General features: G+C 66.9%; 25 protein-coding genes. 10 read left to right on the forward strand and 15 right to left on the reverse strand.

Translation table 11 applies throughout. The annotated features are described in order from the left end of the window. Nucleotides 1-33: 33 nt before the first annotated feature. Nucleotides 34-1704, forward strand: coding sequence for a bifunctional diguanylate cyclase/phosphodiesterase (locus QZ546_RS02830; protein ID WP_294234362.1), 1671 nt, complete (start codon nt 34-36; stop codon nt 1702-1704). Here the strand turns inward: QZ546_RS02830 and QZ546_RS02835 are convergent. From QZ546_RS02835 to QZ546_RS02850, 4 genes are read right to left on the reverse strand one after another with little or no spacing between them, the layout of a single operon-like run. Then, the gene (locus QZ546_RS02835) at nt 1695-2855 is read right to left on the reverse strand and encodes a CCA tRNA nucleotidyltransferase (RefSeq protein ID WP_294234364.1); all 1161 of its coding nucleotides are present in this window, start codon (nt 2853-2855) and stop codon (nt 1695-1697) included. The genes QZ546_RS02830 and QZ546_RS02835 overlap by 10 nt on opposite strands. Continuing rightward, the gene (locus tag QZ546_RS02840; protein ID WP_294234367.1) at nt 2843-3436 is read right to left on the reverse strand and encodes a CoA pyrophosphatase; all 594 of its coding nucleotides are present in this window, start codon (nt 3434-3436) and stop codon (nt 2843-2845) included. Before QZ546_RS02840 ends, QZ546_RS02835 begins: the two co-directional genes overlap by 13 nt. Beyond that, nucleotides 3433-4005 carry a DUF1285 domain-containing protein gene (locus QZ546_RS02845; protein ID WP_294234371.1) on the reverse strand — a complete coding sequence of 191 codons (573 nt, stop codon included), beginning with the start codon at nt 4003-4005 and terminating at the stop codon, nt 3433-3435. The genes QZ546_RS02840 and QZ546_RS02845 overlap by 4 nt, the downstream gene beginning before the upstream one ends. A 48-nt stretch (nt 4006-4053) precedes the next feature. Further along, nucleotides 4054-4572 carry a GNAT family N-acetyltransferase gene (locus QZ546_RS02850; RefSeq protein WP_294234374.1) on the reverse strand — a complete coding sequence of 173 codons (519 nt, stop codon included), beginning with the start codon at nt 4570-4572 and terminating at the stop codon, nt 4054-4056. Between the two features lie 109 nt (nt 4573-4681). Here QZ546_RS02850 and QZ546_RS02855 point away from each other — a divergent pair, with 109 nt between their 5' ends. Then, entirely contained in the window at nt 4682-5050 is a 369-nt protein-coding gene (locus QZ546_RS02855; protein WP_294234377.1) for a dihydroneopterin aldolase, read from the forward strand. Further along, a complete protein-coding gene (locus QZ546_RS02860) occupies nt 5050-5343 on the forward strand; it encodes a Rossmann fold domain-containing protein (RefSeq protein ID WP_294234380.1) in 294 nt (97 codons plus the stop codon). The genes QZ546_RS02855 and QZ546_RS02860 overlap by 1 nt, the downstream gene beginning before the upstream one ends. Here the strand turns inward: QZ546_RS02860 and QZ546_RS02865 are convergent. After that, nucleotides 5319-6095 carry a hypothetical protein gene (locus tag QZ546_RS02865; protein WP_294234383.1) on the reverse strand — a complete coding sequence of 259 codons (777 nt, stop codon included), beginning with the start codon at nt 6093-6095 and terminating at the stop codon, nt 5319-5321. The two genes, QZ546_RS02860 and QZ546_RS02865, sit on opposite strands and share 25 nt — an antisense overlap. 331 nt (nt 6096-6426) lie before the next feature. Here QZ546_RS02865 and QZ546_RS02870 point away from each other — a divergent pair, with 331 nt between their 5' ends. From QZ546_RS02870 to QZ546_RS02890, 5 genes are all read left to right on the forward strand, one after another. Further along, on the forward strand, nt 6427-7041 hold the full coding sequence (locus QZ546_RS02870) for an energy transducer TonB (RefSeq protein ID WP_294234385.1): 615 nt from the start codon (nt 6427-6429) through the stop codon (nt 7039-7041). Between the two features lie 51 nt (nt 7042-7092). Beyond that, on the forward strand, nt 7093-7884 hold the full coding sequence (locus QZ546_RS02875) for a MotA/TolQ/ExbB proton channel family protein (RefSeq protein WP_294234387.1): 792 nt from the start codon (nt 7093-7095) through the stop codon (nt 7882-7884). A 99-nt stretch (nt 7885-7983) separates the two neighbouring features. Then, a complete protein-coding gene (locus QZ546_RS02880) occupies nt 7984-8457 on the forward strand; it encodes a biopolymer transporter ExbD (RefSeq protein WP_294234390.1) in 474 nt (157 codons plus the stop codon). A gap of 34 nt (nt 8458-8491) precedes the next feature. After that, nucleotides 8492-8917 (forward strand): biopolymer transporter ExbD, encoded by a 426-nt coding sequence (locus QZ546_RS02885; RefSeq protein WP_294234393.1) that lies wholly within the window; start codon nt 8492-8494, stop codon nt 8915-8917. 498 nt (nt 8918-9415) lie between these two features. Beyond that, the gene (locus tag QZ546_RS02890) at nt 9416-9775 is read left to right on the forward strand and encodes a tetratricopeptide repeat protein (protein WP_294234396.1); all 360 of its coding nucleotides are present in this window, start codon (nt 9416-9418) and stop codon (nt 9773-9775) included. Nucleotides 9776-9932: 157 nt separating this feature from the next. Here QZ546_RS02890 and dcd read toward each other — a convergent pair whose 3' ends face one another. Further along, nucleotides 9933-10487: a dCTP deaminase gene (dcd, locus tag QZ546_RS02895; protein ID WP_175314009.1), complete on the reverse strand. Its 555-nt coding sequence runs from the start codon at nt 10485-10487 to the stop codon at nt 9933-9935. Between the two features lie 112 nt (nt 10488-10599). Here dcd and QZ546_RS02900 point away from each other — a divergent pair, with 112 nt between their 5' ends. After that, entirely contained in the window at nt 10600-11379 is a 780-nt protein-coding gene (locus tag QZ546_RS02900; protein WP_294234399.1) for a MerR family transcriptional regulator, read from the forward strand. 200 nt (nt 11380-11579) lie between these two features. Here QZ546_RS02900 and QZ546_RS02905 read toward each other — a convergent pair whose 3' ends face one another. Genes QZ546_RS02905 through QZ546_RS02915 form a run of 3 tightly spaced genes read right to left on the reverse strand, consistent with a single transcriptional unit; the run spans nt 11580 to nt 13185 of the window. Beyond that, nucleotides 11580-12032, reverse strand: a complete 453-nt coding sequence (locus QZ546_RS02905; protein ID WP_294234402.1) for a cytidine deaminase — start codon at nt 12030-12032, stop codon at nt 11580-11582. Next, nucleotides 12029-12703, reverse strand: a complete 675-nt coding sequence (locus QZ546_RS02910; protein WP_294234405.1) for a GH25 family lysozyme — start codon at nt 12701-12703, stop codon at nt 12029-12031. The genes QZ546_RS02905 and QZ546_RS02910 overlap by 4 nt, the downstream gene beginning before the upstream one ends. Beyond that, nucleotides 12703-13185, reverse strand: coding sequence for a UPF0262 family protein (locus QZ546_RS02915; protein ID WP_294234408.1), 483 nt, complete (start codon nt 13183-13185; stop codon nt 12703-12705). Before QZ546_RS02915 ends, QZ546_RS02910 begins: the two co-directional genes overlap by 1 nt. Nucleotides 13186-13282: 97 nt before the next feature. Between QZ546_RS02915 and QZ546_RS02920 the strand changes: the two genes are divergently transcribed. Beyond that, nucleotides 13283-14776 (forward strand): replicative DNA helicase, encoded by a 1494-nt coding sequence (locus tag QZ546_RS02920; protein ID WP_294234410.1) that lies wholly within the window; start codon nt 13283-13285, stop codon nt 14774-14776. 52 nt (nt 14777-14828) lie between these two features. Here the strand turns inward: QZ546_RS02920 and QZ546_RS02925 are convergent, their stop codons facing one another. From QZ546_RS02925 to cobA, 6 genes are read right to left on the reverse strand one after another with little or no spacing between them, the layout of a single operon-like run. Next, nucleotides 14829-15407, reverse strand: a complete 579-nt coding sequence (locus QZ546_RS02925; RefSeq protein ID WP_294234413.1) for a dihydrofolate reductase family protein — start codon at nt 15405-15407, stop codon at nt 14829-14831. A 20-nt stretch (nt 15408-15427) separates the two neighbouring features. Beyond that, complete coding sequence (locus QZ546_RS02930; protein ID WP_294234417.1) at nt 15428-16165, reverse strand: phosphoadenylyl-sulfate reductase; 738 nt, start codon at nt 16163-16165, stop codon at nt 15428-15430. Then, nucleotides 16158-16616 carry a DUF934 domain-containing protein gene (locus tag QZ546_RS02935; protein ID WP_294234419.1) on the reverse strand — a complete coding sequence of 153 codons (459 nt, stop codon included), beginning with the start codon at nt 16614-16616 and terminating at the stop codon, nt 16158-16160. The genes QZ546_RS02930 and QZ546_RS02935 overlap by 8 nt, the downstream gene beginning before the upstream one ends. Continuing rightward, the gene (locus tag QZ546_RS02940) at nt 16609-18234 is read right to left on the reverse strand and encodes a nitrite/sulfite reductase (protein ID WP_294234422.1); all 1626 of its coding nucleotides are present in this window, start codon (nt 18232-18234) and stop codon (nt 16609-16611) included. The genes QZ546_RS02935 and QZ546_RS02940 overlap by 8 nt, the downstream gene beginning before the upstream one ends. Before the next feature lie 11 nt (nt 18235-18245). Then, nucleotides 18246-18542 (reverse strand): DUF2849 domain-containing protein, encoded by a 297-nt coding sequence (locus tag QZ546_RS02945; protein ID WP_294234424.1) that lies wholly within the window; start codon nt 18540-18542, stop codon nt 18246-18248. Then, on the reverse strand, nt 18539-19330 hold the full coding sequence (gene cobA / locus QZ546_RS02950) for a uroporphyrinogen-III C-methyltransferase (protein ID WP_294234426.1): 792 nt from the start codon (nt 19328-19330) through the stop codon (nt 18539-18541). The genes QZ546_RS02945 and cobA overlap by 4 nt, the downstream gene beginning before the upstream one ends. Nucleotides 19331-19428 lie beyond the last annotated feature (98 nt).

The following is a 19428-nucleotide window of genomic DNA, read 5'->3' on the forward strand; positions in this document are numbered from 1 at the left end:
GGTCTTAACGATCGACCGCTAGACCACCGAAAGATGGCTTCGACCGCGTATCCGGCGCAACGCTCTTCGACACGGCCTGTCGGGTCGGTGACGTCGCGCGCCATCGCCATCATGGCGATCCCGGCGGCCGAGATTGTGATCCTCCAGGGCAAGCTGGAAATCACGGCGGCCAACGACGCGTTTCGACGCGCCTGCCTGAACGACAGCGGCAGCCGGGCGATGCTGCTGGCCGATCTGGCGGACCGGATCGAACCGTTCCTGGCGACCGATCGCAAGTCCATCGAGTTTTCGTTGCAGCTGGGCGACTCGATCGACGCGCGCTATTTCCAGGCGACCCTGACCCGATCGAGCGAGGACGGTGCGGAGACCTGCGTCCTGATGCTGGTCGACCAGACCGCCCAGCGCCATACCGAACGCAGCCTGCGCCGGGAGATGACGACCGACAGCCTGACCGGCCTGCCCAATCGCCAGGGGTTCGGCGACCTGATCGAGGCGGTGATGGCGACCGGGCAGCGCCATGCCGTGCTGGTCGTCGACATCCACCGTTTCGGCCGGTTGAACGCCTGTATGGGTTCGCTGGTCGGGGACGAACTGCTGATCACGGTGGCGCGGCGGTTGAAGGGCGCGCTGCGGTCGCGCGACTCGATCGGGCGAACCGGCGGCAATGAATTCGGCATCCTGATGATGATCGACGGCGGCGAGGACGAGGCGCATCTGCTCGCCGAGCGGATCGACCGCGCCTTGCGCGAGCCGTTCCGGCTGACCGATTATGAGGTGAATGTCGAAGCGTCGGTGGGCATCGCCTTCAGCGAGGGGCCGAATGGCGAGGCCGAGGAAATGATCCGCCACGCCCAGTTTGCGGTCAAGCTGGCCAAGACGGCAGGCCATGCCGAGGTCTATCATCCCCAGGCCTTCATCATCGCGCGCACGCAATTCGCCATGGAGACGGCGCTGCGTCGCGCGATCGAGCAGGACGAACTGCATCTCGCCTATCAGCCGATCTGCGACCTGTCGTCGGGCAAGACGGTCGCCTTCGAGGCGCTGGCCCGCTGGCGCGATCTCAGCGGGGTGGATCATTCCCCGGTCGATTTCATTCCCGTCGCCGAGGAATCCGGGCTGATCGTGCCGCTCGGCCGCTGGGCGGTGAACAAGGCGTTGAAGCGGCTGGCCGAATGGGACCGGGCCGCCGGTGGCGATTGCGGGGTGCGCCTGTCGGTCAACGTTTCGGCGATCCAGCTTCAGCGCGACGATATTCCGGCGATGATCGCGCAGGCGCTGGCCGGGACCGGCATGACGGGCGACCGCTTGACGCTGGAGCTGACCGAAAGCGCGATCGCGGGCGATGCCGAACGCGTGACCGCGATCATGCAGGCGATGAAGACGCTGGGCACGACCATCGCGATGGACGATTTCGGCACCGGCTATTCCAGCCTCGCCTATCTGCAGAAGCTGCCCATCGACGTGTTGAAGATCGACCGCAGCTTCGTCTCGGGCATGTTGGCCGATCGCGACAAGATCGCGATCGTCCGCGCTATCCTGGGCCTGGCGCAAGCGCTGGGCATGAAGACCACCGCCGAGGGGATCGAGACGGTCGAACTGGGCCAGACGCTGGCCGCGCTCGGCTGCACCTATGGCCAGGGTTTCTATTATTCCCGTCCGCTCGAACCCGATGCCGCCTGGGCGAAGATCGCCGCTCAGGCCTGAGCCACCGCCGCGTCGGCCAGTTCGCCGACCCGGCCCGCATCCGGAAAGCCCTCGGCGATCCACTGCGTCTCGACCTGTCGCAGCAGGCGCGCCACCTCGGGGCCCTTGCCGACCCCGCGCTCGACCAGCGCGCCGCCGGTCAGCGGCAGGGCAGGGGGCGTCCAGTCGCGAATGACGTCGATCGGCTCGCCCGCCAGCAACAGCCGGTCGATCGCGCCGCTCGTGCCGACGCGATAGGCAAGCGCACGCGGCCCCTCGTCCCCCGGACCCGCCGTCGCGGCGATCAGGCGCTTGCGATCCGTGTTGGACAGCTTCAGCCGCGCGCCGACCGGCTCGGCGGCCTCGGGCGGCAACAGCGCGGCGAGCCGCCGGATCGCATCGGGCGCGACGCCGACCGCCGTCTCGCGCTCGGCCAGCGCGGTCAGCCGTGCGACCCCGGCAGCGTCGATCTCTGGGATCACCGCGCGGAAAATGCCCTGTTCGACCATCAGCGCGACGACCGGCACCGCACGGGCCGCGACCAGCAGCTTGAGCAGTTCGGCGGCGATTCGTTCGCGCGACAAGGCCATCAGATCGTTGGCGCGCGCGGCACAGGCGGCCAGCCCCGCTTCGTCCACTGCATCGCCGAACCGGGCGTGGAAGCGGAAGAAGCGCAGGATGCGCAGGTGATCTTCCGCGATCCGCTGCAACGGATCGCCGATGAAGCGGACCCGGCCCGCCTTCAGATCGTCCAGCCCGCCGAAATAGTCGAACAGCGCGCCCGAAACGGGATCGGCATAGAGCGCGTTCATCGTGAAATCGCGCCGTGCCGCATCCTCGCGCCAGTCGTCGGTAAAGGCGACGACCGCGTGACGGCCGTCGGTCGACACGTCGCGGCGCAGCGTCGTCACCTCGACCGGCCCGTCGGGCAGGACGGCGGTGATCGTGCCGTGCGCGATACCGGTGGGGACGGGCTTGAACCCCGCCTCGCGCACCCGTCCGATCACCGTTTCGGGCGACAGGGGCGTGGCCAGGTCGATATCGGCGACCGCGATGCCGAGCAGCATGTCGCGCACCGCGCCGCCGACGAATCGCGCCTCCAGCCGCTCGGCCAGCGCGATCAGCTGGGGTCGGTTCGCCCAGGGGGGCGTGCCGGGAATCACGCCGTCCATTGCAGCCGCCGCGACAGGTTGACGATCATCGCCGCGGTCGCGCCCCAGATGCGCCGGTCGTTCCATAAAATCTCGTAGAAATGGCGGGTCGTTCCGCGCCACGGCGCGCTGACCCGGTGGTGATGGGCAGGATCGAGCAGGAAGGACAGCGGCACCTCGAACAGCGCGGCAACCTCCGCCTCGGCGGGTTTCAGGGCCAGGTCGGGAGGGATGACGCCCAGTACCGGCGTCACCTCGAATCCCGTGACGGTGCGATAGCGGTCGGCCAGGCCCACGACGTTCACGGACTGCGGTGGCAGGCCGATCTCCTCCTCCGCCTCGCGCAATGCGGTCGCCACCAGATCGGCATCGCCCGGATCGGCTCGGCCGCCGGGAAAGGCGACCTGGCCCGCATGGTTGCGTAACGTCTCGGTCCGCTGGGTCAGGACGACGCCCGGCTCGGCGCGGTCGGTCACGGGAATCAGCACGGCGGCAGAGGTGGGCGTGGCCGCGACCTCATGCGGCTCGACCCCGTCCCCGGTCAGAAGATCCTGGGTCGGGATACGCGCCATCGCCTGAGCCAGCCTTTCGGCCAGGGTCATGCGGTGGCGACCGGGGTCAGGGGAAAGAAGGTGCCGTCGCTCCACACGCCCGGAACGTCGCCATCGCCCGCCATCGCCCGCTCGGCCAGTTCATAATAGACCGGGCGCGCGATCAGCGCCTCCAGCCCGTCGCGGACGTGAAGATAGGGGCGCGGCCCGTCCTCGCCCTCGAGGAAGCGCAGGCCATGGGCGGCACCGGCCGCGACCAGCTCGCCGGTGTTGAGCTGAAACACCAGGCGCCCGTTCCGCCCTTCGCCTTCGGCCTTCAGGGCGGTGGCGACGAAGGGGGCGTCCTCCACCGCGATGTCGAGCTTTTCGACCGGCGTCACCAGAACGTGGCGGCCGTCGGGCTCGCGGCGCAGGATCGTCGCGAACAGGCGGACCATGGCGGGACGCGTGATCGGGCTGCCCTGATGAAACCAGGTGCCGTCGCGCGCGATCCGCATCTCGCTGTCGCCGCAATGGGTAGGGTGCCATTGCGAGACGGGCGGCAGCTTCTGCGCCTCCATCGCCTGGACGATTTCGGCCAGGCTGAGCGCGGACAGGTCGGGGGGCGGTGCCATCGGCATGATCGCCCCGAGTTAGGGATGCGGGAGGGTCAGGTAAAGAGCGCGCGATCAGCTCCGCGCCGGATCGGGCCCCAATATCCCGGGCATCGCGGGCACGTCGGGCCCGCGCGCCAGCAGGCGATGCCGCTCGACCGGGCCGGGCAGCCGCCAGTCGGCGGTGCGCTCGGCGGTGAAGCCGAAGAAGCGGCCATAATATTCCGGATCGCCGATCAGCATCATCGCGCGGTCCAGCCCCTGGGCGGCGGCGGCGTCCAGCATATGGCCGAGCAGGTCGCGGCCGATGCCACCCTGCTGATGCGCGGGCTCCACCGCGACCGGGCCGACCATCACCATCGAATGCCGGACGCCGTCATCGTCGGTCAGCGCGACCGGCCAGCACTGGATCGAGCCGATCAGCGTTTCGCCCTCCATCGCGGCGAAGCACAACGAATCGATCGGGCTGACGCTGCCCCGCACCTTATAAGCGGTCCGTGCGTGGCGGCCCGGCGGGAAGGCGCGGTCCAGCAGCGCCTCGACCCTGTCGGGAGCGACCGCGTCGAGCGGGGCGAGAACGGTCGTGACGGTCACGGGGCAGGGGTCCGGTGGTGGGGGAGGGGACGCGCGCCCTTAGCGCGACCGGGCCGCGATGCAAGCCCCGACCCTTTCCTTGCGCGTGGGCTCTGCTAGAGGCGCTGGCATGGAAGACCGTCTCCAGCTCGAAGTCCACGACCTCGAAGTCCAGGTGCTGACCGGCATCTATTCCGAGGAAACCCATCTGCCGCAGCCGCTGCGCATCTCGCTGACGGTCGATCTCGACTGTCCGGCGCGCTACACGCCCGACAGCCCGCTGACCGAGTCGAAAAACTATCTCGACCTGAAACATGCGGCGACCCGGCTGCCCGAAGGCGTGCATTTCACCCTGATCGAGGGGGTGGCCGATCATATCTGCGACACGCTGTTCCTTCAGGATCAGCGGGTGCGCCGGGTGCAGGTGAAGATCGTGAAGCTGGCCATCGCCGAGGACGGCGAGGCGATCGGCATCACGCTGGTGCGTCACCGCCGCTGATGCGGGTCGGCGCGCGGCGAATCAATCTGGCGCCGGATGCCGATATCGTCCGTGTCGTCGCGGATCATCCCGGCGTCGATCTGGTCCTGGTCGTCTGGCCGGGCCGTGACCCGGTGGCGCAGGCCATGACCGAGGCGGCGATCGGTCCCCTTGCCGTCGCGGCGGCGCCAGCTGCGCGAATCAATGCGGTGATCCCGGCCGCGGGAGCCGGCGAGGACAGGGTGGCGGCGGCGGTCGCCTATCTCGCCGCCGCCCATGCCGTCACCGGTCAGTTGCTGGGCGTCGGCACCTGACGCTCGCGCCCGCACGGGCCCAGCTTCTGCAGCACGAAACGATAATCCTCGCGCGCGGCCTGGGCATTTTCCGGCGATAGCGAGGCGGTGCTGTGGTCGGGCAGCGAGGCGGGCAGGGCGCAGGCCAGGCGATACCAGAGCAGCGTGTCGCGCGCCGGAGGCGCGGCCGATTCGTCGACGATCTCGCTGAGCGCGACGGCATAACGCCGCTCCTCGCCCGGACGGCGCAGCACCGATAGCGAGACGGGGCGGTTGTTCGCGGTCGTCAGGAAGATCTGGGTCTCGCCTTCGCCCGGCAGACTGCCCGGCACGTAAAAGGCGTTGCCGACGCCGGTGATGACCGGCGGGGCGTCCGGCGACAGGGCGTCGCGGGCGATCGCCCGGCTGCGCTGCTCGGTATCGGGCGTCCAGTCGAGCTGCGCATCGGGGGCGACGAGTTGCAACTGGTCGGCGGCGCCGGGGACCCGGCGGGCATAGATCAGCACACGCATCTTCTTCAGGCGCGGCGCGCGGCCGCGCGCATCGGTCGCGGCGTCGAACAGATAGCCGACCCGCGTCGGCAGGCCGCCCGCGCCACGGATCAACGCGCCGACATCCGCCTCGACATAGGAACGCTGATGCCCCGGCGCGACTCCGGCGGCCTCGGCGCCCTTGATCGCGGTCGCCGATCGAATCGTCACATCGGCGATGACCGGGGCGGACAGGGCCAGATCGGCCAGATCGGCATAGGCCGGCCCTGTTTGCGCTACCATCGAATCACCCGGGCGCGTCGACGGCGCGGTCGGGACCTGGGCGGAAACGGGATGGGTAAGGGCGGGAATCGCCAGCGTCAAAACGCAAGCGCGAATGGCGTGGGACAGCAGATTCATCGCTTCGCGCTACTCCTTTGGCCATTAACGGTACAGAAATAATTTCGTCATGGCTCGGTTGTACGTTTATTACGTCCGACAAACTGTTGCACCGCGCCACCCGTGACGATAGGGTCCAAGGCTCTGCCGCATGCCGAAAGAGCATGGCAGGAGTTTCCCACGTCCCCACGCTACGGCGAGGCGAAACTGGCAGACTGAGGAGTTTCGTTGCTGAATGGCCTATACTGACCAGAAGATGTCCGGGGGCAAGGTGGTCGCGATCGTTATCGTCGTGCTCATCCATGCTGCCTTGGGCTATGCCTTCGTCACGGGGCTGGCTTACCAGTACGTGAAGAAGGCGACCGAGAAGCTCAACACGTTCGACGTGCAAGAGCCGCCGCCGACCACGGTGGTGACGCCGCCGCCCATCGTTCCGTTGCCCAGCCAGGCACCGACGATGGCGACGACGAACGTCATCCCGCTGAGCCAGCCGACCGCACCGCCGGCTCCGCCTGCGCCGCCGGCTCCGCCTGCGCCGCCGGCACCCGTGGTGTCGAAGGCCGCCGGTCTGAAGGGTAATCCGGGTCAGTTCTTCGGTCCCGACGCCTATCCGCCCTCGGCCCAGCGCGAAGGCGCGGAAGGTCGCGTGTCGGCCAAGCTGTCGATCGGCACCGACGGGCGTGTCACCGACTGTTCGATCCTGTCGAGCAGCGGCAATCGGGCCCTGGACGACGCGACGTGCCGCATTTCGAAGGCGCGCGTTCGCTTCTCCCCGGCGCTCGATCAGGGTGGCAACCCGATCGCATCGACCTACACGCTTAACATCCGTTGGCAGCTGCCACAGGAATAACGGCTAAAAGCCGAAACAACCCAACGCTTTAGTCAGAGGACCTAACCAACCATGCTCACCACCATCCTCGCCGCGGGCGGCGCCGCGGCCGGTGCCGAAAACCCCTACGGTCTCGGCCAGGCCCTGAAGGAAGGCGGCCTCATCTCGCAGTCGGTGTTCACCATCCTCTGCTTGATGTCGATCGTGTCCTTCTACATCCTGTTCTCGAAGCTGTTCGAGCAGCAGAAGATCATCAACCAGGCGAAGCGCGTTCGTCAGGGCTTCTGGTCGTCGAACTCGCTGCGCGAAGGTTCGGCCAAGCTCGAGAAGAACTCGGCCTATAAGCAGATCGTCGACGACGGTCTGGCCGCGCAGGACCAGCATTCGAAGCTGACCGATCCGGTCGAAGCGCATGACTGGCTGCACGGTTCGCTGGCGCGGTCGGAAGCCGCGATCAACTCGAAGCTGGGTGGCGGTCTCGCCTTCCTCGCGACCGTCGGTGCGACCGCGCCGTTCATCGGTCTGTTCGGTACGGTTATCGGCATCTACCGCGCGCTCATCAAGATCGGCTCGTCGGGCCAGGCGTCGATCGACGCGGTCGCCGGTCCGGTCGGTGAAGCGCTCATCATGACCGCGCTGGGTCTCGTCGTCGCGGTTCCGGCCGTGCTCGCCTTCAACTGGCTGCAGCGTCGCAACAAGGGCATCGCCGAAGACCTGTCGTCGTTCTCGAACGACGTGCTGGGCTTCCTGGCCTCGAACGGTGCGGTCCGTCCGGCCATCGGTGCTGCCAAGCCGGCCGCCGTCAAGGCGCCTGCCGCGACCACCACGGCCGGTCAGGCCGGTGGCGTTCAGACCCGCGCCTGAGCCTAAGGGGGCGGGGACCGGTCCTTCGGGATACGGCCCCGCCATCCCCGCCGCCCCATTCAGGGCGGCGATAGAATGCATGGATAGGATAGCTCTCTCATGGCGATGAGCGTTGGCGGGGACTCCGCCGAGAAACCGATGTCGGAGATCAACACGACGCCCCTCGTGGACGTCATGCTGGTTCTCCTCATCATCTTCCTGATCGCGGTTCCGGTCGTGATTCAGACCGTTCCGCTCAAGCTGCCGAACGTCCGCTTCGATCCGACGACGACGAAGCCGGAAAACGTGTCGCTCTCGGTCACCAGCGAGAACGGCCAGTGCAAGGTCTATTGGGGCCTGAGCCCCGTGACCTCGACCGAGCTGCGCGACAAGGCGGTTCAGAAGCTGAAGGCGGAAGTCGAGCGTCTTGGCCCGAACATCACGCCCGACCAGCTTCCCGAGGCGCATATTCGCGGTGACGTGAATACGCCTTACCGGTGCATCGGCGGCACCATCTATACGATGCAGTCGGCGGGTTTCTCCCGCGTCGGCTTCATCTCCGAGCCGCCCCCCGGCGGCAACCCCCGCGCCTAATCGGCCGGGCGGACACAATAGGAGTTAGCACGCCATGGCAATGAGCGCCGGATCCGATGATGGCGAGCCGATGATGGACATGAACACGACGCCGTTGATCGACGTCATGCTCGTGCTCCTCATCATGTTCATCATCACCATCCCGATCCAGACTCACGCGGTGAAGGTCGACCTGCCGGTCAACTCGCCCAATCCTGCGCCGATTGTGAACACCGAGAAGAACAAGATCGGTATCGACGCCGCCGGTATCGTGACCTGGAACGGTGCACCGGTCGACGAGGTCACGCTGCGCCAGTATCTGGACAAGACCGCCGCGATGAACCCGGAACCGGAACTGCACTTCCAGCCGGCTCCCGACGCCAAATACGCCAAGGTCGACGAGACCCTGGCGCTTATCAAGCGCTCGGCGGTCAAGAAGCTGGGCTTCATCGGCAACGAGCAGTATCGCAACGACTTCTGATCCCAGCGATCAGGTCGATGACGACATGAGGCGGCCTCTTCGGAGGTCGCCTTTTTTTGTGCTGGCGGGATCGGGGGAGAGGGCGGCTATGTCTTCGGGCTGCGCCTGTTACGCGCGGCTATTGGGGTGTGACATAGGGATACCCGTGGCCTTCGACTTCGCTCAGGCTGAACGGCGGTTTGTCTACGATGCTCGGCCGCGCCTTCACGGCTTTGATGGGCCTATCTCCCACACCCGTTCAGCCTGAGCGAAGTCGAAGGCCACGGTGAAACACTTGCACAGCGGTCCTTCCCGGCCACTCCCGTTATATGAGCCGACTAATGATCCCGCCCCGCCCCGCCCCGCCGCGCTGACGGCGGTCGGAATCCCCTTAATCGCCCCCGCCGCCGATACACCGCCCCACTAAAAGCGGCCCGAAATCGCGCGACTTCCTGACTTGCGCCCGTTTCACAAAAGTGACACCATAAAGTCACAAAACTGAAACAAAGGAGACGGGTTATGCGTGGAGTCGTTTCGGTTATTCTTGTGGCGGCGGCGGGCATGGCGACCCCGGCCATGGCCCAGGACTCGTGGCCGCAGCGCACGGGGTTTCAGCAAATCCTGGCGGGCGATTTCGCCACCGCCGAACGAACATTGCTCGACGAGCGCCGCGCCGATCCGCGCAGTCCCGAGCTGATGCTGAATCTGGCCGCCGTCTACGCAAAGACCGGCCGCGCGGCAGATGCCCGCGCGCTCTATGATGCGGTGCTCGAGGAAAAGGCCGTCGCTCTGGACATGCCGTCGGGCGCGATCCTGTCGTCGCACACCGTCGCCCGCACCGGGCTGCGTCATCTGCCTCAGGCGATCGCCGCCCGCTGATTCGGACCGGTAGTTAGACCAGGGCAGGTCCAGGCGAATCGACGTCTGGACTTGCCCAATGGGTCCGGCGCGGCTCCCTATCGCCGCGCCAACCCATGGATTGGGATGTGCCTTCGACGCCGGGCGAACTGGCCAGGTCGACAGGTGATGTCGCGGATCAGAGCCGCGGCAAAGTGACCCCGCGCTGCCCCATATATTTGCCCGCCCGGTCGGCATAGCTGGTCTCGCAGGGCTCGTTGCCCTTCAGGAACAGGAACTGGCAGGCGCCTTCATTGGCATAGATCTTGGCGGGCAGCGGCGTGGTATTGGAAAACTCCAGCGTCACATGCCCCTCCCAGCCGGGCTCGAGCGGCGTGACGTTCACGATGATCCCGCACCGCGCGTAGGTCGACTTGCCCAGGCAGATGACCAGCACGTCGCGCGGCACCCGGAAATATTCGACCGTGCGCGCCAGCGCGAAGCTGTTGGGGGGGATGATGCAGACATCGGTCTTGCGGTCGACGAAGCTGTTCGACGCGAAATCCTTCGGGTCGACGACCGCGCTGTCGACATTGGTGAAGATCTTGAACTCGTCCGCCACCCGCGCGTCATAGCCATAGGACGACAGGCCATAGCTGATGCAGCCGTCGCGGCGCTGGCTCTCGACAAAGGGTTCGATCATCCCTTGGGTCTGCGCGGCTTCGCGAATCCAGCGGTCGGACAGGATCGACATCTTCATTCCCCTTCAGCGTGGCCGCTCATTGCCGGATCGCGGGGTCAGGGCAAGCAGGATCGTCATTTTTGGGGCTTGCGGTTGACGTTGCGTCAAGCGGTACGGAGCTCCCATGACGACCATGCTCGACATTGCGGAGATCGCCCGGGCCACGGGTCTGAGCAGCCGGGTGCTGCGCTTTTACGAGGCGCGCGGGCTGATCCGGCCGCTGCGCAGCGAGGGCGGGCGGCGCATCTTCGGCGCGGGCGAGCTGGAGCGGCTGCACGCCATCGTCGCGCTCAAGCGCGCAGGGTTCACGCTGGCGGCGATCGGGCGGATGCTCGACCGGCCGGACGCGCGGCTGGGGCCGATGGTCGCGGCACAGCTGGCGGTGGTCGAGGCGCAAGCCGTCGCGCTCGCCGATACGGCGCGCCTGCTGCATTCGATCCAGTCCCGCATCGATGCCGGCGAGCGCATCGACGTCGCGACGCTTTGCTCGCTGATTCGAAAGGGAAACACCATGACGACGACACAATGGAAGGCGGTGGTGGAGCAGCACTTCACCCCGGAGGAGCAGACGCATTGGGCCGAACGGCTGGGCGCGCTGCCCGCCGATTTCGATCAGGACGCCTATCAGGCGCAATGGGCCGATCTGGGCCAACGGATCGCGGCGGCGCTGCCGATGGACCCGGATTCGGACGGCGCGCGCGGGTTCGTGCGGGAATGGTTCGCGCTGCTGGCGCCGTTCCAGGCGGTTGCGACGCCGGAGATGTGGACGGGGGCGATGCGGTTGCACGAGAAACGGGCGGCGTGGGACGGGCAGGCCGATCCCGGCTTTTCCGCCGATGTGTGGCAGTTCATCCAGGCGGCCGGCGCGGCCATGCGGGCGCGGGGTGAAGAGCCGGGCGCGTGAGGCGGTTTGTTCACGCGAAGACGCGAAGCCGCGAAGAAGAATGATGTTCGCGCGGAGGCGCGGAGAACGCAGAGGGGGGCCTGTCCGATCGTCAGCGTCGGCCGGTCATCGTCGGGGACGGAAGACTTAAACTTCTTCTCCGCGCCTCCGCGTCTCCGCGCGAAAAACTCTTCGTGTCTTCGCGGCTTCGCGCGAAAAAATCAGCCGATCCCCAAATCCGCCGGTCCAAACGCGTCCGGCAGCAATTCCGACAGCCTATAGGTCCGCATCCCATCGCCTTGCGCCGCGCCGCAGTGCACGGGCAGGTCGCGGCCGCCCATCTGTGCGGCTTCGTTGATGACTTGGCGACAGCGGCCGCAGGGGCTGACCGGGGTCTCGCCGGTGGGCACGCCGTCCGCATCCATGGCGCCGCCGATCACGCCGATCGCGACGATCTCCCGCAGGCGACCGGCGGCCGAGGCGGTGGCGATCGCCACGGTCTCGGCGCAGAGCGACAGGCCATAGCTGGCATTTTCGAAATTGGCGCCGGTGATGATCGAGCCGTCCTCCATCAACAGCGCCGCGCCCACGGCGAAGCGGCTATAGGGCGCATGGGCGTGGCGTGCGGCCTGGCGGGCGGCCGCGATAAGGTCCTGTGGATCGGTGATATTCATGGCGTGACGACATCCCAGTTCACGGGGCCTTCCACCCCATCGACCCGGCGGAAATCGCTGGCACGCCACATGCGCCACGGGCGCGCGGCATAATCGGGCTTGAAGAGAGTGCTCAGTTCCCAGACGGGGCGATCCAGCGCGCGCGTGACCTCGTATTGGGCCTCAAACGCTTTCGACACGCGCAGCATCACCGGCTTGGCCGTATGGGTCTCGACCATCGATACGAAGCGGGTCAGATCGGCGACCAGCTGCGCCCGGTCGGGGCGCGCGGTGCAGTCGTCGTGGAAGGACAGGTCGATCGCGGCGGGCAGGGCATCGCCTGCGCGCGGCACGAAGATGTTGAAGGCATCGGCCTGGGCGGCGGCGGGCTGGCACAGCGAATAGATATGGATCGCCCCGCGCCGCATCCCCGCCTCGGGCAGGGCGTTCCAATGCCCCTCGAACGACGCATCGCGCCGATCCGCGCCGGAGGTCGCGACGATATAGGCGAAGTCCGCGCCGTTCGCGCGCAGCGTCCGCCATTCCACGGCGGGCGGATTTTCGGGCAGGTCGATGCCCTGCAGCGGATAATGATCGGTCGAGGGCTGCCAATGCGTCACCCAGTGCCGCCCACCCGCGCTGATCGCGCCCAGCGCCAGCAGCCCGGCCCCGATTTTCCAGAGAATCGCCATCAGTTGCGGATATGCAGGACGCAGAGCAGTGTGAAGAGGCGGCGTGCGGTATCGAAATCGACTTCGATCTTGCCGGTGAGCCGTTCCTTCAACATCTGCGCCGCGTCGTTGTGGATGCCCCGCCGGGCCATGTCGATCGTTTCGATCTGTTGCGGCGTCGCGGCGCGGATCGCCTGGTAATAGCTGTCGCAGATCGCGAAATAATCCCGGATCGGCCGCCGGAACCGGCCGAGTGCCAGCACCAGCGTCTCGATATGCGTGCCGTCCTCACGGTGCATATGGATGCCCAGCCGCCCTTCCTCGGACTCCAGCTTGATGCGGTAGGGCCCGGCATAGCCGTCGGGCTGGGGCCGTTGGGGCGCGAAATAATTTTCCTCGATCAGGTCGAAGATCGCGATCCGCCGTTCCTGCTCGACATCGGCCGAGCGCCAGCCCAGGCTGCGTTCGTCCAGGTCGATAGAGATGATCCGCGGATCGGCCATCCGGCAGGGATAGTCGCGAAGCGCGTGCGCCGCAAATCCCCCGCTGATCGACGCAATGCGTTTTCCTCCTGCGTCACTCCGCGCTAACGCCGGAGAAATGGCCACCCTCGCATTTCCCAATAACGCTGCCGCCGCCGAGCCGCAGCAGCTTCCCCGCAATATCGAGGCGGAGGCCGCGCTGCTGGGCGCGATGATGATCGACAACCGGCTGGCCGACGACCTGGTCGACCGGCTGGACCCCGACCATTTCTTCGAGCCCGTGCACGGCCGCGTATTCTCTGCGATCAAGAATCTGCGCGCCACCGACATGCTGGCGACCCCCGTCACCCTGCGCCCGATGTTCGAGGCGGACGAGGGGATGAAGGCGCTGGGCGGCCCGTCCTACCTCGCCCAGCTGACCGGCTCGGGCGCGGGCCTGATCGGTGCGCGGCAATTCGCCACGCAGATCTATGACCTGGCGATGCTACGCGCGCTGGTGACGGTGGGCCGGACCCTGGTCGATCGGGCGATGGACACGTCCGAGGAGGTGAATCCGCGCGCCCAGATCGAGCTGGCCGAGAATGAGCTGTTCAAGGTCGCGGCCGATGGCGGCTCCGAAAATGCGGTGAAGAGCTTCGCCCAGGCGACCACCATGGCGGTGAAGAATGCCGAGCGCGCGCTGAACTCCGGCGGCCATGTCTCGGGCATCACCACGGGTCTGGACTCGGTCAATGCCAAGATCGGCGGTATGCACCGCTCCGACTTGATGATCCTGGCGGGCCGTCCGGGCATGGGCAAGACCTCGCTCGCCACCAACATCGCGTTCAACGCGGCGCGGCGCTGGATGCGCGATATGCAGGACGGCATTCCGCCCTCCGAGTCGGTCGGCGCCAAGGTCGCCTTTTTCAGCCTGGAAATGTCCGCCGACCAGCTGGCGACGCGTATCCTGGCCGAGCAGTCGGGGATCAGCTCCGAAGCGCTGCGCATGGGCAAGATCAGCCGCAACGAATTCGCGCAGCTGGCCGCCGCCGCCGCCGAGCTGGAGCAGTTGCCGCTGTTCATCGACGATACCGGCGGCCTGACCATCTCCGCGCTGCACACGCGCGTCCGGCGGCTCCAGCGGCGGCTGAACAACGAGCTGGGGTTGGTCGTGGTCGACTATCTCCAGCTGCTTACCGGCTCGGGCAAGTCGTCGGAGGGCAACCGCGTGCAGGAAATTTCCGAGATTTCGCGCGGGCTGAAGACGCTGGCGAAGGACATGAACGTGCCGGTGCTGGCGCTGTCGCAGCTGTCCCGCGCGGTCGAGCAGCGCGAGGACAAGAGGCCGATGCTGTCCGACCTTCGCGAATCGGGCTCGATCGAGCAGGACGCCGACATGGTCTGGTTCGTGTTCCGCGAAGACTATTACATGATGCAGCGCGAGCCCAAGCGCCCGATGGAAGGCGATGACGGCAAGGTCTTCGAGGACCACGCGAAATGGGCGACCGAGGTCGAGCGGGTCTACGGCCTGGCCGAGCTGATCGTCGCCAAGCAGCGTCACGGTGCGACCGGCAAGGTGGTGATGAAGTTCGACCCGACGATCACGCGGTTTACGGATTTTGCGGGGTATTGATTGCCGGCCCCATTTGGCCCTCACGAAATCGAGGGCCAAATGGGGCGGATCGTCATGCGGGCCTGTATATCTTTGCTACGGCCCCGCCGGGAAAGGCCGTCGCCTCTATCAGCCGCAACGCTAGCGGTTGTTCCAGTTCGGAGAAGAGCGGCTCGCCGCGTCCCAGCGCCACCGGCGCGACGAGCAGTGCGAAGCGATCCACCAGCCCATGCACGATCAGGCTGCGGGCGAAGCGGACCCCGCCATGTGCGATGATCGGTCCGCCCTGCTCGGCCTTGAGTGCAGCGACCTCTTCGTCCAAGTCGCCGCTTGCGACATAGGCGTCGGCCCAGCTTTCCCCGCCCGGCGGCAGGGTTGCCGCGTCCGGTGCAATCTCATCGCCTTCACGCGAGAATACCGCCTTGGGGATCGCGTTCAGCGGTGCCGCGAAGGGATCGGTCGAGCCCGGCCAATGATCCGCCATCGCGTGGAACGTCTCGCGTCCCATGATGTGCAGCCCGGCCTGGCCGAGATAGTCGATGCTCCAGGCCCGCGCCACCGGGTCCTGTCCGAACATCCAGCGATTGTCGCCATCGCTCGCGCTGACGAAGCCGTCGAGCGACATCGTCATCTTCAGGATCAATTCGCGCATGGGACCCTCCTTGTCGGAGGTTAAACGGCGGAGACCGGCCGGTGTATCCCGCATTCGACCTTGTCGAACCCACGCCAGCGGCCCGCGCGCGGGTCTTCTCCGGGTTTGACCGCGCTGGTGCAGGGGGCACAGCCGATCGACAGATAGCCTTGTGCCTCCAGGGGATGACGCGGCAGCTCGTGCGCGGCGAAATAGCCGTCCAGCGCCGCCTTGTCCCAATCCGCCAGCGGGTTGAGCTTCAATCGGCCATCCTCGACCTCGAACCGGGGCAGGGCGCGGCGGGTGCCCGCCTGGAAACCCTTGCGGCCCGAAATCCAGGCCTCGAAGGGGGCGAGGCCGCGCACCAGCGGCTCGACCTTGCGCAGGTCGCAGCAGCCATCGGGGTCATAGCCGTGACGGATGCCCTCCGGGTCCTTGGCCGCCAGCAGCGTGGGGTCGGGCTGGATCACCCGCACGTCGAGCAGGCCCAGCCGCGCGACCAAAGTATCGCGATAGGCGAGCGTCTCGGGAAACATCTTCAGCGTGTCGGTGAAGACTACCGGCGTCGCGGGATCGGCCTGCGCGACCATATGCAGCAGCACGGCGGACTCGGTGCCGAAGGACGACACCGCCGCGATCTGCCCGTGCAATTCGCCGGCCAGCAGCGCGCGCAGCATCTCGGGCGCCGATACGCCTGCGAACCGCGCTTCATAGGCCCCAGCGTCCTCCGCCGTATAAGCGGGCCGAACGTCGATCCGGTCGAGCGCCCGCTCAGCCATGGCGCAGCTTCCACACCGGCACGCGGGTATCCGCCGCCTTCTGATAGGGTTGCGGATAGAGGTTCAGCAGCTTGGTCAGCGTGGCCGCATCGACCGGCTTTTCCGGCGCGAAGCTGTCGAATCCGCAGCGGCGCATATGCGGGATCTGGTCGACCAACACATCGCCCGCCGCGCGCAACTCGCCCTCGAATCCTGCCTCGCGCAGGATCCGTGCCGCCGAATAGCCGCGCCCGTCGCGAAAGGTCGGGAAACTGATCTCGACCAAAGCGATCTGCCCCAGATGCGGTAGCAGCGCCCGGGCATCGTCGCCCGCCTCCAGCCGGACGGCGGTGGCGTTGGTCTGGCCCAGAAATGCGTCCAGCGTCACCGCCGGTTCGTCATGCACGACATCGTCGCGAAAGCGCAGCAGCGTCTCGCCCGCATTGGTGTTCACGGTGATCGGCTCAACCATAAATGGCTTCCTTGAACGGCTGCATGCCGACGCGGCGATAGGTGTCGAGGAAGCGTTCGCCGCCCTCGCGCAGTTCGACATAACGATCGGTTACGCGCTCGATGGCATCGACCACGCCGTCCTCGTCGAAGCCAGGGCCGGTGATCTTGCCCAGCGACACATCCTCCGCGCCCGATCCGCCGAGCAGCAGCTGGTAATTTTCGGTGCCTTTCTTATCGACGCCCAAGATGCCGATATGCCCGGCATGGTGGTGGCCACAGGCGTTGATGCAGCCCGAGATCTTCAGCTTCAGCTCGCCCAGCTCGCGCTGCCGCCCGGCGAAACGCTCACCGATCTTTTGCGCCAGTGGGATGGAGCGGGCATTGGCCAGGCTGCAATAATCCAGGCCCGGACAGGCGATGATGTCCGAGATCAGGTCGAGATTCGCCTCGGCCAGCCCGGCGTCGCGAAGCGCGGTCCAGATGGCGTAGAGATCGGCCTTGCGGACATGCGGCAGGACGATGTTCTGGGCATGCGTCACGCGCAGTTCGTCATGGCCGTAACGCTCGGCGAGGTCGGCCATCAGGTCGATCTGGTCGGCCGAGGCGTCGCCGGGGATGCCGCCGATCGGCTTCAGGCTGATCGTGACGATGGCATGGCCGGGCTGCTTGTGCGCGGCGACATTCTGGTCGAGCCAGACCGCGAAATCGGGGTCGGAGCGGTCGATCGTATCGGGCGCATCGCTCGCAAAATCGGGCCCGGCAAACATCGCGGTGATCCGCGCCAGCTCGGCGACCGGCGGGTCTATGCCGAGATCGCGGATCGCGGCGAACTCCGCCTCCACCTGTTCGCGATAGGCATCCACGCCGATCTCGTGCAGCAGGATCTTGATCCGCGCCTTGTAGATATTATCGCGCCGGCCATAGCGGTTATAGACCCGCAGGCACGCCTCCAGATAGCTCATCAGATGGTCGGCGGTGATGAAGTCCTTCACCTCATGCGCGATCATCGGGGTGCGCCCCATGCCGCCGCCGACGAAGATCTTCGCGCCGAGCACGCCGTCCCGCTCCAGCAGCTGGATGCCGATATCGTGCAGCCGCATCGCCGCGCGATCCTCGTCCGCCGCGATCACCGCGATCTTGAACTTGCGCGGCAGATAGGTGAATTCCGGGTGGAAGGTCGACCATTGCCGCAGCAGCTCGGCCCAGGGGCGCGGATCGGCGACCTCGTCGGCGGCGGCACCGGCGAACTGGTCGGACGAGATGTTGCGGATGCAGTTGCCCGAGGTCTGGATGGCGTGCATCTGCACGGTCGCCAGCTCCGCCAGGATGTCGGGCGCATCGGCCAGCTTGATCCAGTTATACTGGATATTCTGGCGCGTGGTGAAATGGCCGTAGCCGCGATCGTACTTGCGCGCGATATGGCCCAACATCCGCATCTGGCGGCTGTCCAGCGTGCCATAGGGCACCGCGACGCGCAGCATATAGGCGTGCAGCTGAAGATAGAGGCCGTTCATCAGCCGGAGCGGCTTGAACTGATCCTCGGTCAGCGCGCCCGACAGGCGGCGTTCCACCTGGTCGCGAAATTCCTCGACACGGGCATCGACGATGCTCTGGTCATATTCGTCGTAGCGGTACATCGGTTACTCTCTCAGATGACCCAGGCGCCGGCATCCGCATCGGCGGGCTTCAGCGTCAGGTCGGGGCGCACCGTGGGGCCGAGTGCGCGGATACGGTCCTTGATATGGGCGGGGCGGGGGCCCTGTTCGGTCGCCTCGGCGTCGATCAGATAGGGCACGTTGACCCGGCGCGCGCCTTCCTCGGCCCGCAGGATCGCCTCGCCTTGTCCGCCGACATCGACCGCATCCTCGATATGGCGCGACCAGTCGCCACCGGTCCACCAGACGACATCGCCGGTCGCCAGATCATTGCCCGTCAACAGCTTCATGCGCTCATCCCTTCCGCCACACGGGCCCAACGCGCGAGCTTGTCCTCGGCATCCGACAGCGTCACGACTTCGCCGACGACGATGATCGCCGGGCTCTGAACCTTCTCGCGCTCGACCATCGGGCCGAGATCGGCGAGCAGGGTGCGGATCGCGCGGTGCCCCTCCAGCGTGCCGCGCTCCAGCACCGCGACCGGCATGTCGGGCGCGACGCCATCGGCCATCAGCTTGTCGGCGATGCCGTTGGCGGTCGCCACGCCCATATAGATGACGAGCGTGCGGCCCTGGCCCGCCAGCCCCGACCAGTCCTGATCGGTCAGGCCCTTGCACTGGCCCGCGACGAAGGACACGGCCGAGCTATGGTCGCGGTGGGTCAGCGGTAGCATCGCCTCCGCCGCGCAGCCGAGTGCGGCCGAGACGCCGGGGATCACCTCGACCGGCAGCCCGGCGGCGCGCACCGCCTCCACCTCTTCGCCGCCGCGGCCGAAGATGAACGGGTCGCCGCCCTTCAGCCGCACGACGATCGCGCCGGTCTTCACATGTGCGACGATCAGTGCGTTGATCGCATCCTGCGACAGCGTATGCCGCGCGCGCCGCTTGGCGACCGAGATGCGCTGTGCGTCAGGCGGGGCGAGGTCGAGCACGCGCAAGTCGATCAGCCCGTCATGCACGACGACATCGGCGGTCTTCAGCGCCTCGACCGCGCGAACGGTCAACAGCCCCGGATCGCCGGGCCCGGCACCGACAAGGATCACGCGCCCGCGCGCCGTAGGATCGAGAAGACTAGCCATGATGCTCCATGTGCGCCTGCGCTGCGGGTCCGGCAACCGAGCGATGCTTGGGGCGCGGGTAGGTTAGCTTCAAACCATGCTGCACCGCATATAGTATA

Origin of the sequence: uncultured Sphingomonas sp. (assembly GCF_913062585.1) — a bacterium.
In the GTDB taxonomy this organism is placed as follows: Bacteria; Pseudomonadota; Alphaproteobacteria; order Sphingomonadales; family Sphingomonadaceae; genus Sphingomonas.

What these genes read in the sequence shown, in the direction of transcription:
- QZ546_RS02840 (WP_294234367.1), bottom strand. Translation starts at nt 3,436, where the DNA reads ATGACCCTGGCCGAAAGGCTGGCTCAGGCGATGGCGCGTATCCCGACC.
- QZ546_RS02875 (WP_294234387.1), top strand. Translation starts at nt 7,093, where the DNA reads ATGCTCACCACCATCCTCGCCGCGGGCGGCGCCGCGGCCGGTGCCGAA.
- QZ546_RS02935 (WP_294234419.1), bottom strand. Translation starts at nt 16,616, where the DNA reads ATGGTTGAGCCGATCACCGTGAACACCAATGCGGGCGAGACGCTGCTG.
- QZ546_RS02920 (WP_294234410.1), top strand. Translation starts at nt 13,283, where the DNA reads ATGGCCACCCTCGCATTTCCCAATAACGCTGCCGCCGCCGAGCCGCAG.
- QZ546_RS02830 (WP_294234362.1), top strand. Translation starts at nt 34, where the DNA reads ATGGCTTCGACCGCGTATCCGGCGCAACGCTCTTCGACACGGCCTGTC.
- QZ546_RS02910 (WP_294234405.1), bottom strand. Translation starts at nt 12,703, where the DNA reads ATGGCGATTCTCTGGAAAATCGGGGCCGGGCTGCTGGCGCTGGGCGCG.
- QZ546_RS02855 (WP_294234377.1), top strand. Translation starts at nt 4,682, where the DNA reads ATGGAAGACCGTCTCCAGCTCGAAGTCCACGACCTCGAAGTCCAGGTG.
- QZ546_RS02915 (WP_294234408.1), bottom strand. Translation starts at nt 13,185, where the DNA reads ATGGCCGATCCGCGGATCATCTCTATCGACCTGGACGAACGCAGCCTG.
- QZ546_RS02885 (WP_294234393.1), top strand. Translation starts at nt 8,492, where the DNA reads ATGGCAATGAGCGCCGGATCCGATGATGGCGAGCCGATGATGGACATG.
- QZ546_RS02890 (WP_294234396.1), top strand. Translation starts at nt 9,416, where the DNA reads ATGCGTGGAGTCGTTTCGGTTATTCTTGTGGCGGCGGCGGGCATGGCG.
- QZ546_RS02860 (WP_294234380.1), top strand. Translation starts at nt 5,050, where the DNA reads ATGCGGGTCGGCGCGCGGCGAATCAATCTGGCGCCGGATGCCGATATC.
- QZ546_RS02925 (WP_294234413.1), bottom strand. Translation starts at nt 15,407, where the DNA reads ATGCGCGAATTGATCCTGAAGATGACGATGTCGCTCGACGGCTTCGTC.
- QZ546_RS02865 (WP_294234383.1), bottom strand. Translation starts at nt 6,095, where the DNA reads ATGGTAGCGCAAACAGGGCCGGCCTATGCCGATCTGGCCGATCTGGCC.
- QZ546_RS02845 (WP_294234371.1), bottom strand. Translation starts at nt 4,005, where the DNA reads ATGCCGATGGCACCGCCCCCCGACCTGTCCGCGCTCAGCCTGGCCGAA.
- QZ546_RS02905 (WP_294234402.1), bottom strand. Translation starts at nt 12,032, where the DNA reads ATGAATATCACCGATCCACAGGACCTTATCGCGGCCGCCCGCCAGGCC.
- QZ546_RS02835 (WP_294234364.1), bottom strand. Translation starts at nt 2,855, where the DNA reads ATGGACGGCGTGATTCCCGGCACGCCCCCCTGGGCGAACCGACCCCAG.
- QZ546_RS02880 (WP_294234390.1), top strand. Translation starts at nt 7,984, where the DNA reads ATGGCGATGAGCGTTGGCGGGGACTCCGCCGAGAAACCGATGTCGGAG.
- QZ546_RS02870 (WP_294234385.1), top strand. Translation starts at nt 6,427, where the DNA reads ATGGCCTATACTGACCAGAAGATGTCCGGGGGCAAGGTGGTCGCGATC.
- cobA (WP_294234426.1), bottom strand. Translation starts at nt 19,330, where the DNA reads ATGGCTAGTCTTCTCGATCCTACGGCGCGCGGGCGCGTGATCCTTGTC.
- QZ546_RS02945 (WP_294234424.1), bottom strand. Translation starts at nt 18,542, where the DNA reads ATGAAGCTGTTGACGGGCAATGATCTGGCGACCGGCGATGTCGTCTGG.
- dcd (WP_175314009.1), bottom strand. Translation starts at nt 10,487, where the DNA reads ATGTCGATCCTGTCCGACCGCTGGATTCGCGAAGCCGCGCAGACCCAA.
- QZ546_RS02900 (WP_294234399.1), top strand. Translation starts at nt 10,600, where the DNA reads ATGACGACCATGCTCGACATTGCGGAGATCGCCCGGGCCACGGGTCTG.
- QZ546_RS02940 (WP_294234422.1), bottom strand. Translation starts at nt 18,234, where the DNA reads ATGTACCGCTACGACGAATATGACCAGAGCATCGTCGATGCCCGTGTC.
- QZ546_RS02930 (WP_294234417.1), bottom strand. Translation starts at nt 16,165, where the DNA reads ATGGCTGAGCGGGCGCTCGACCGGATCGACGTTCGGCCCGCTTATACG.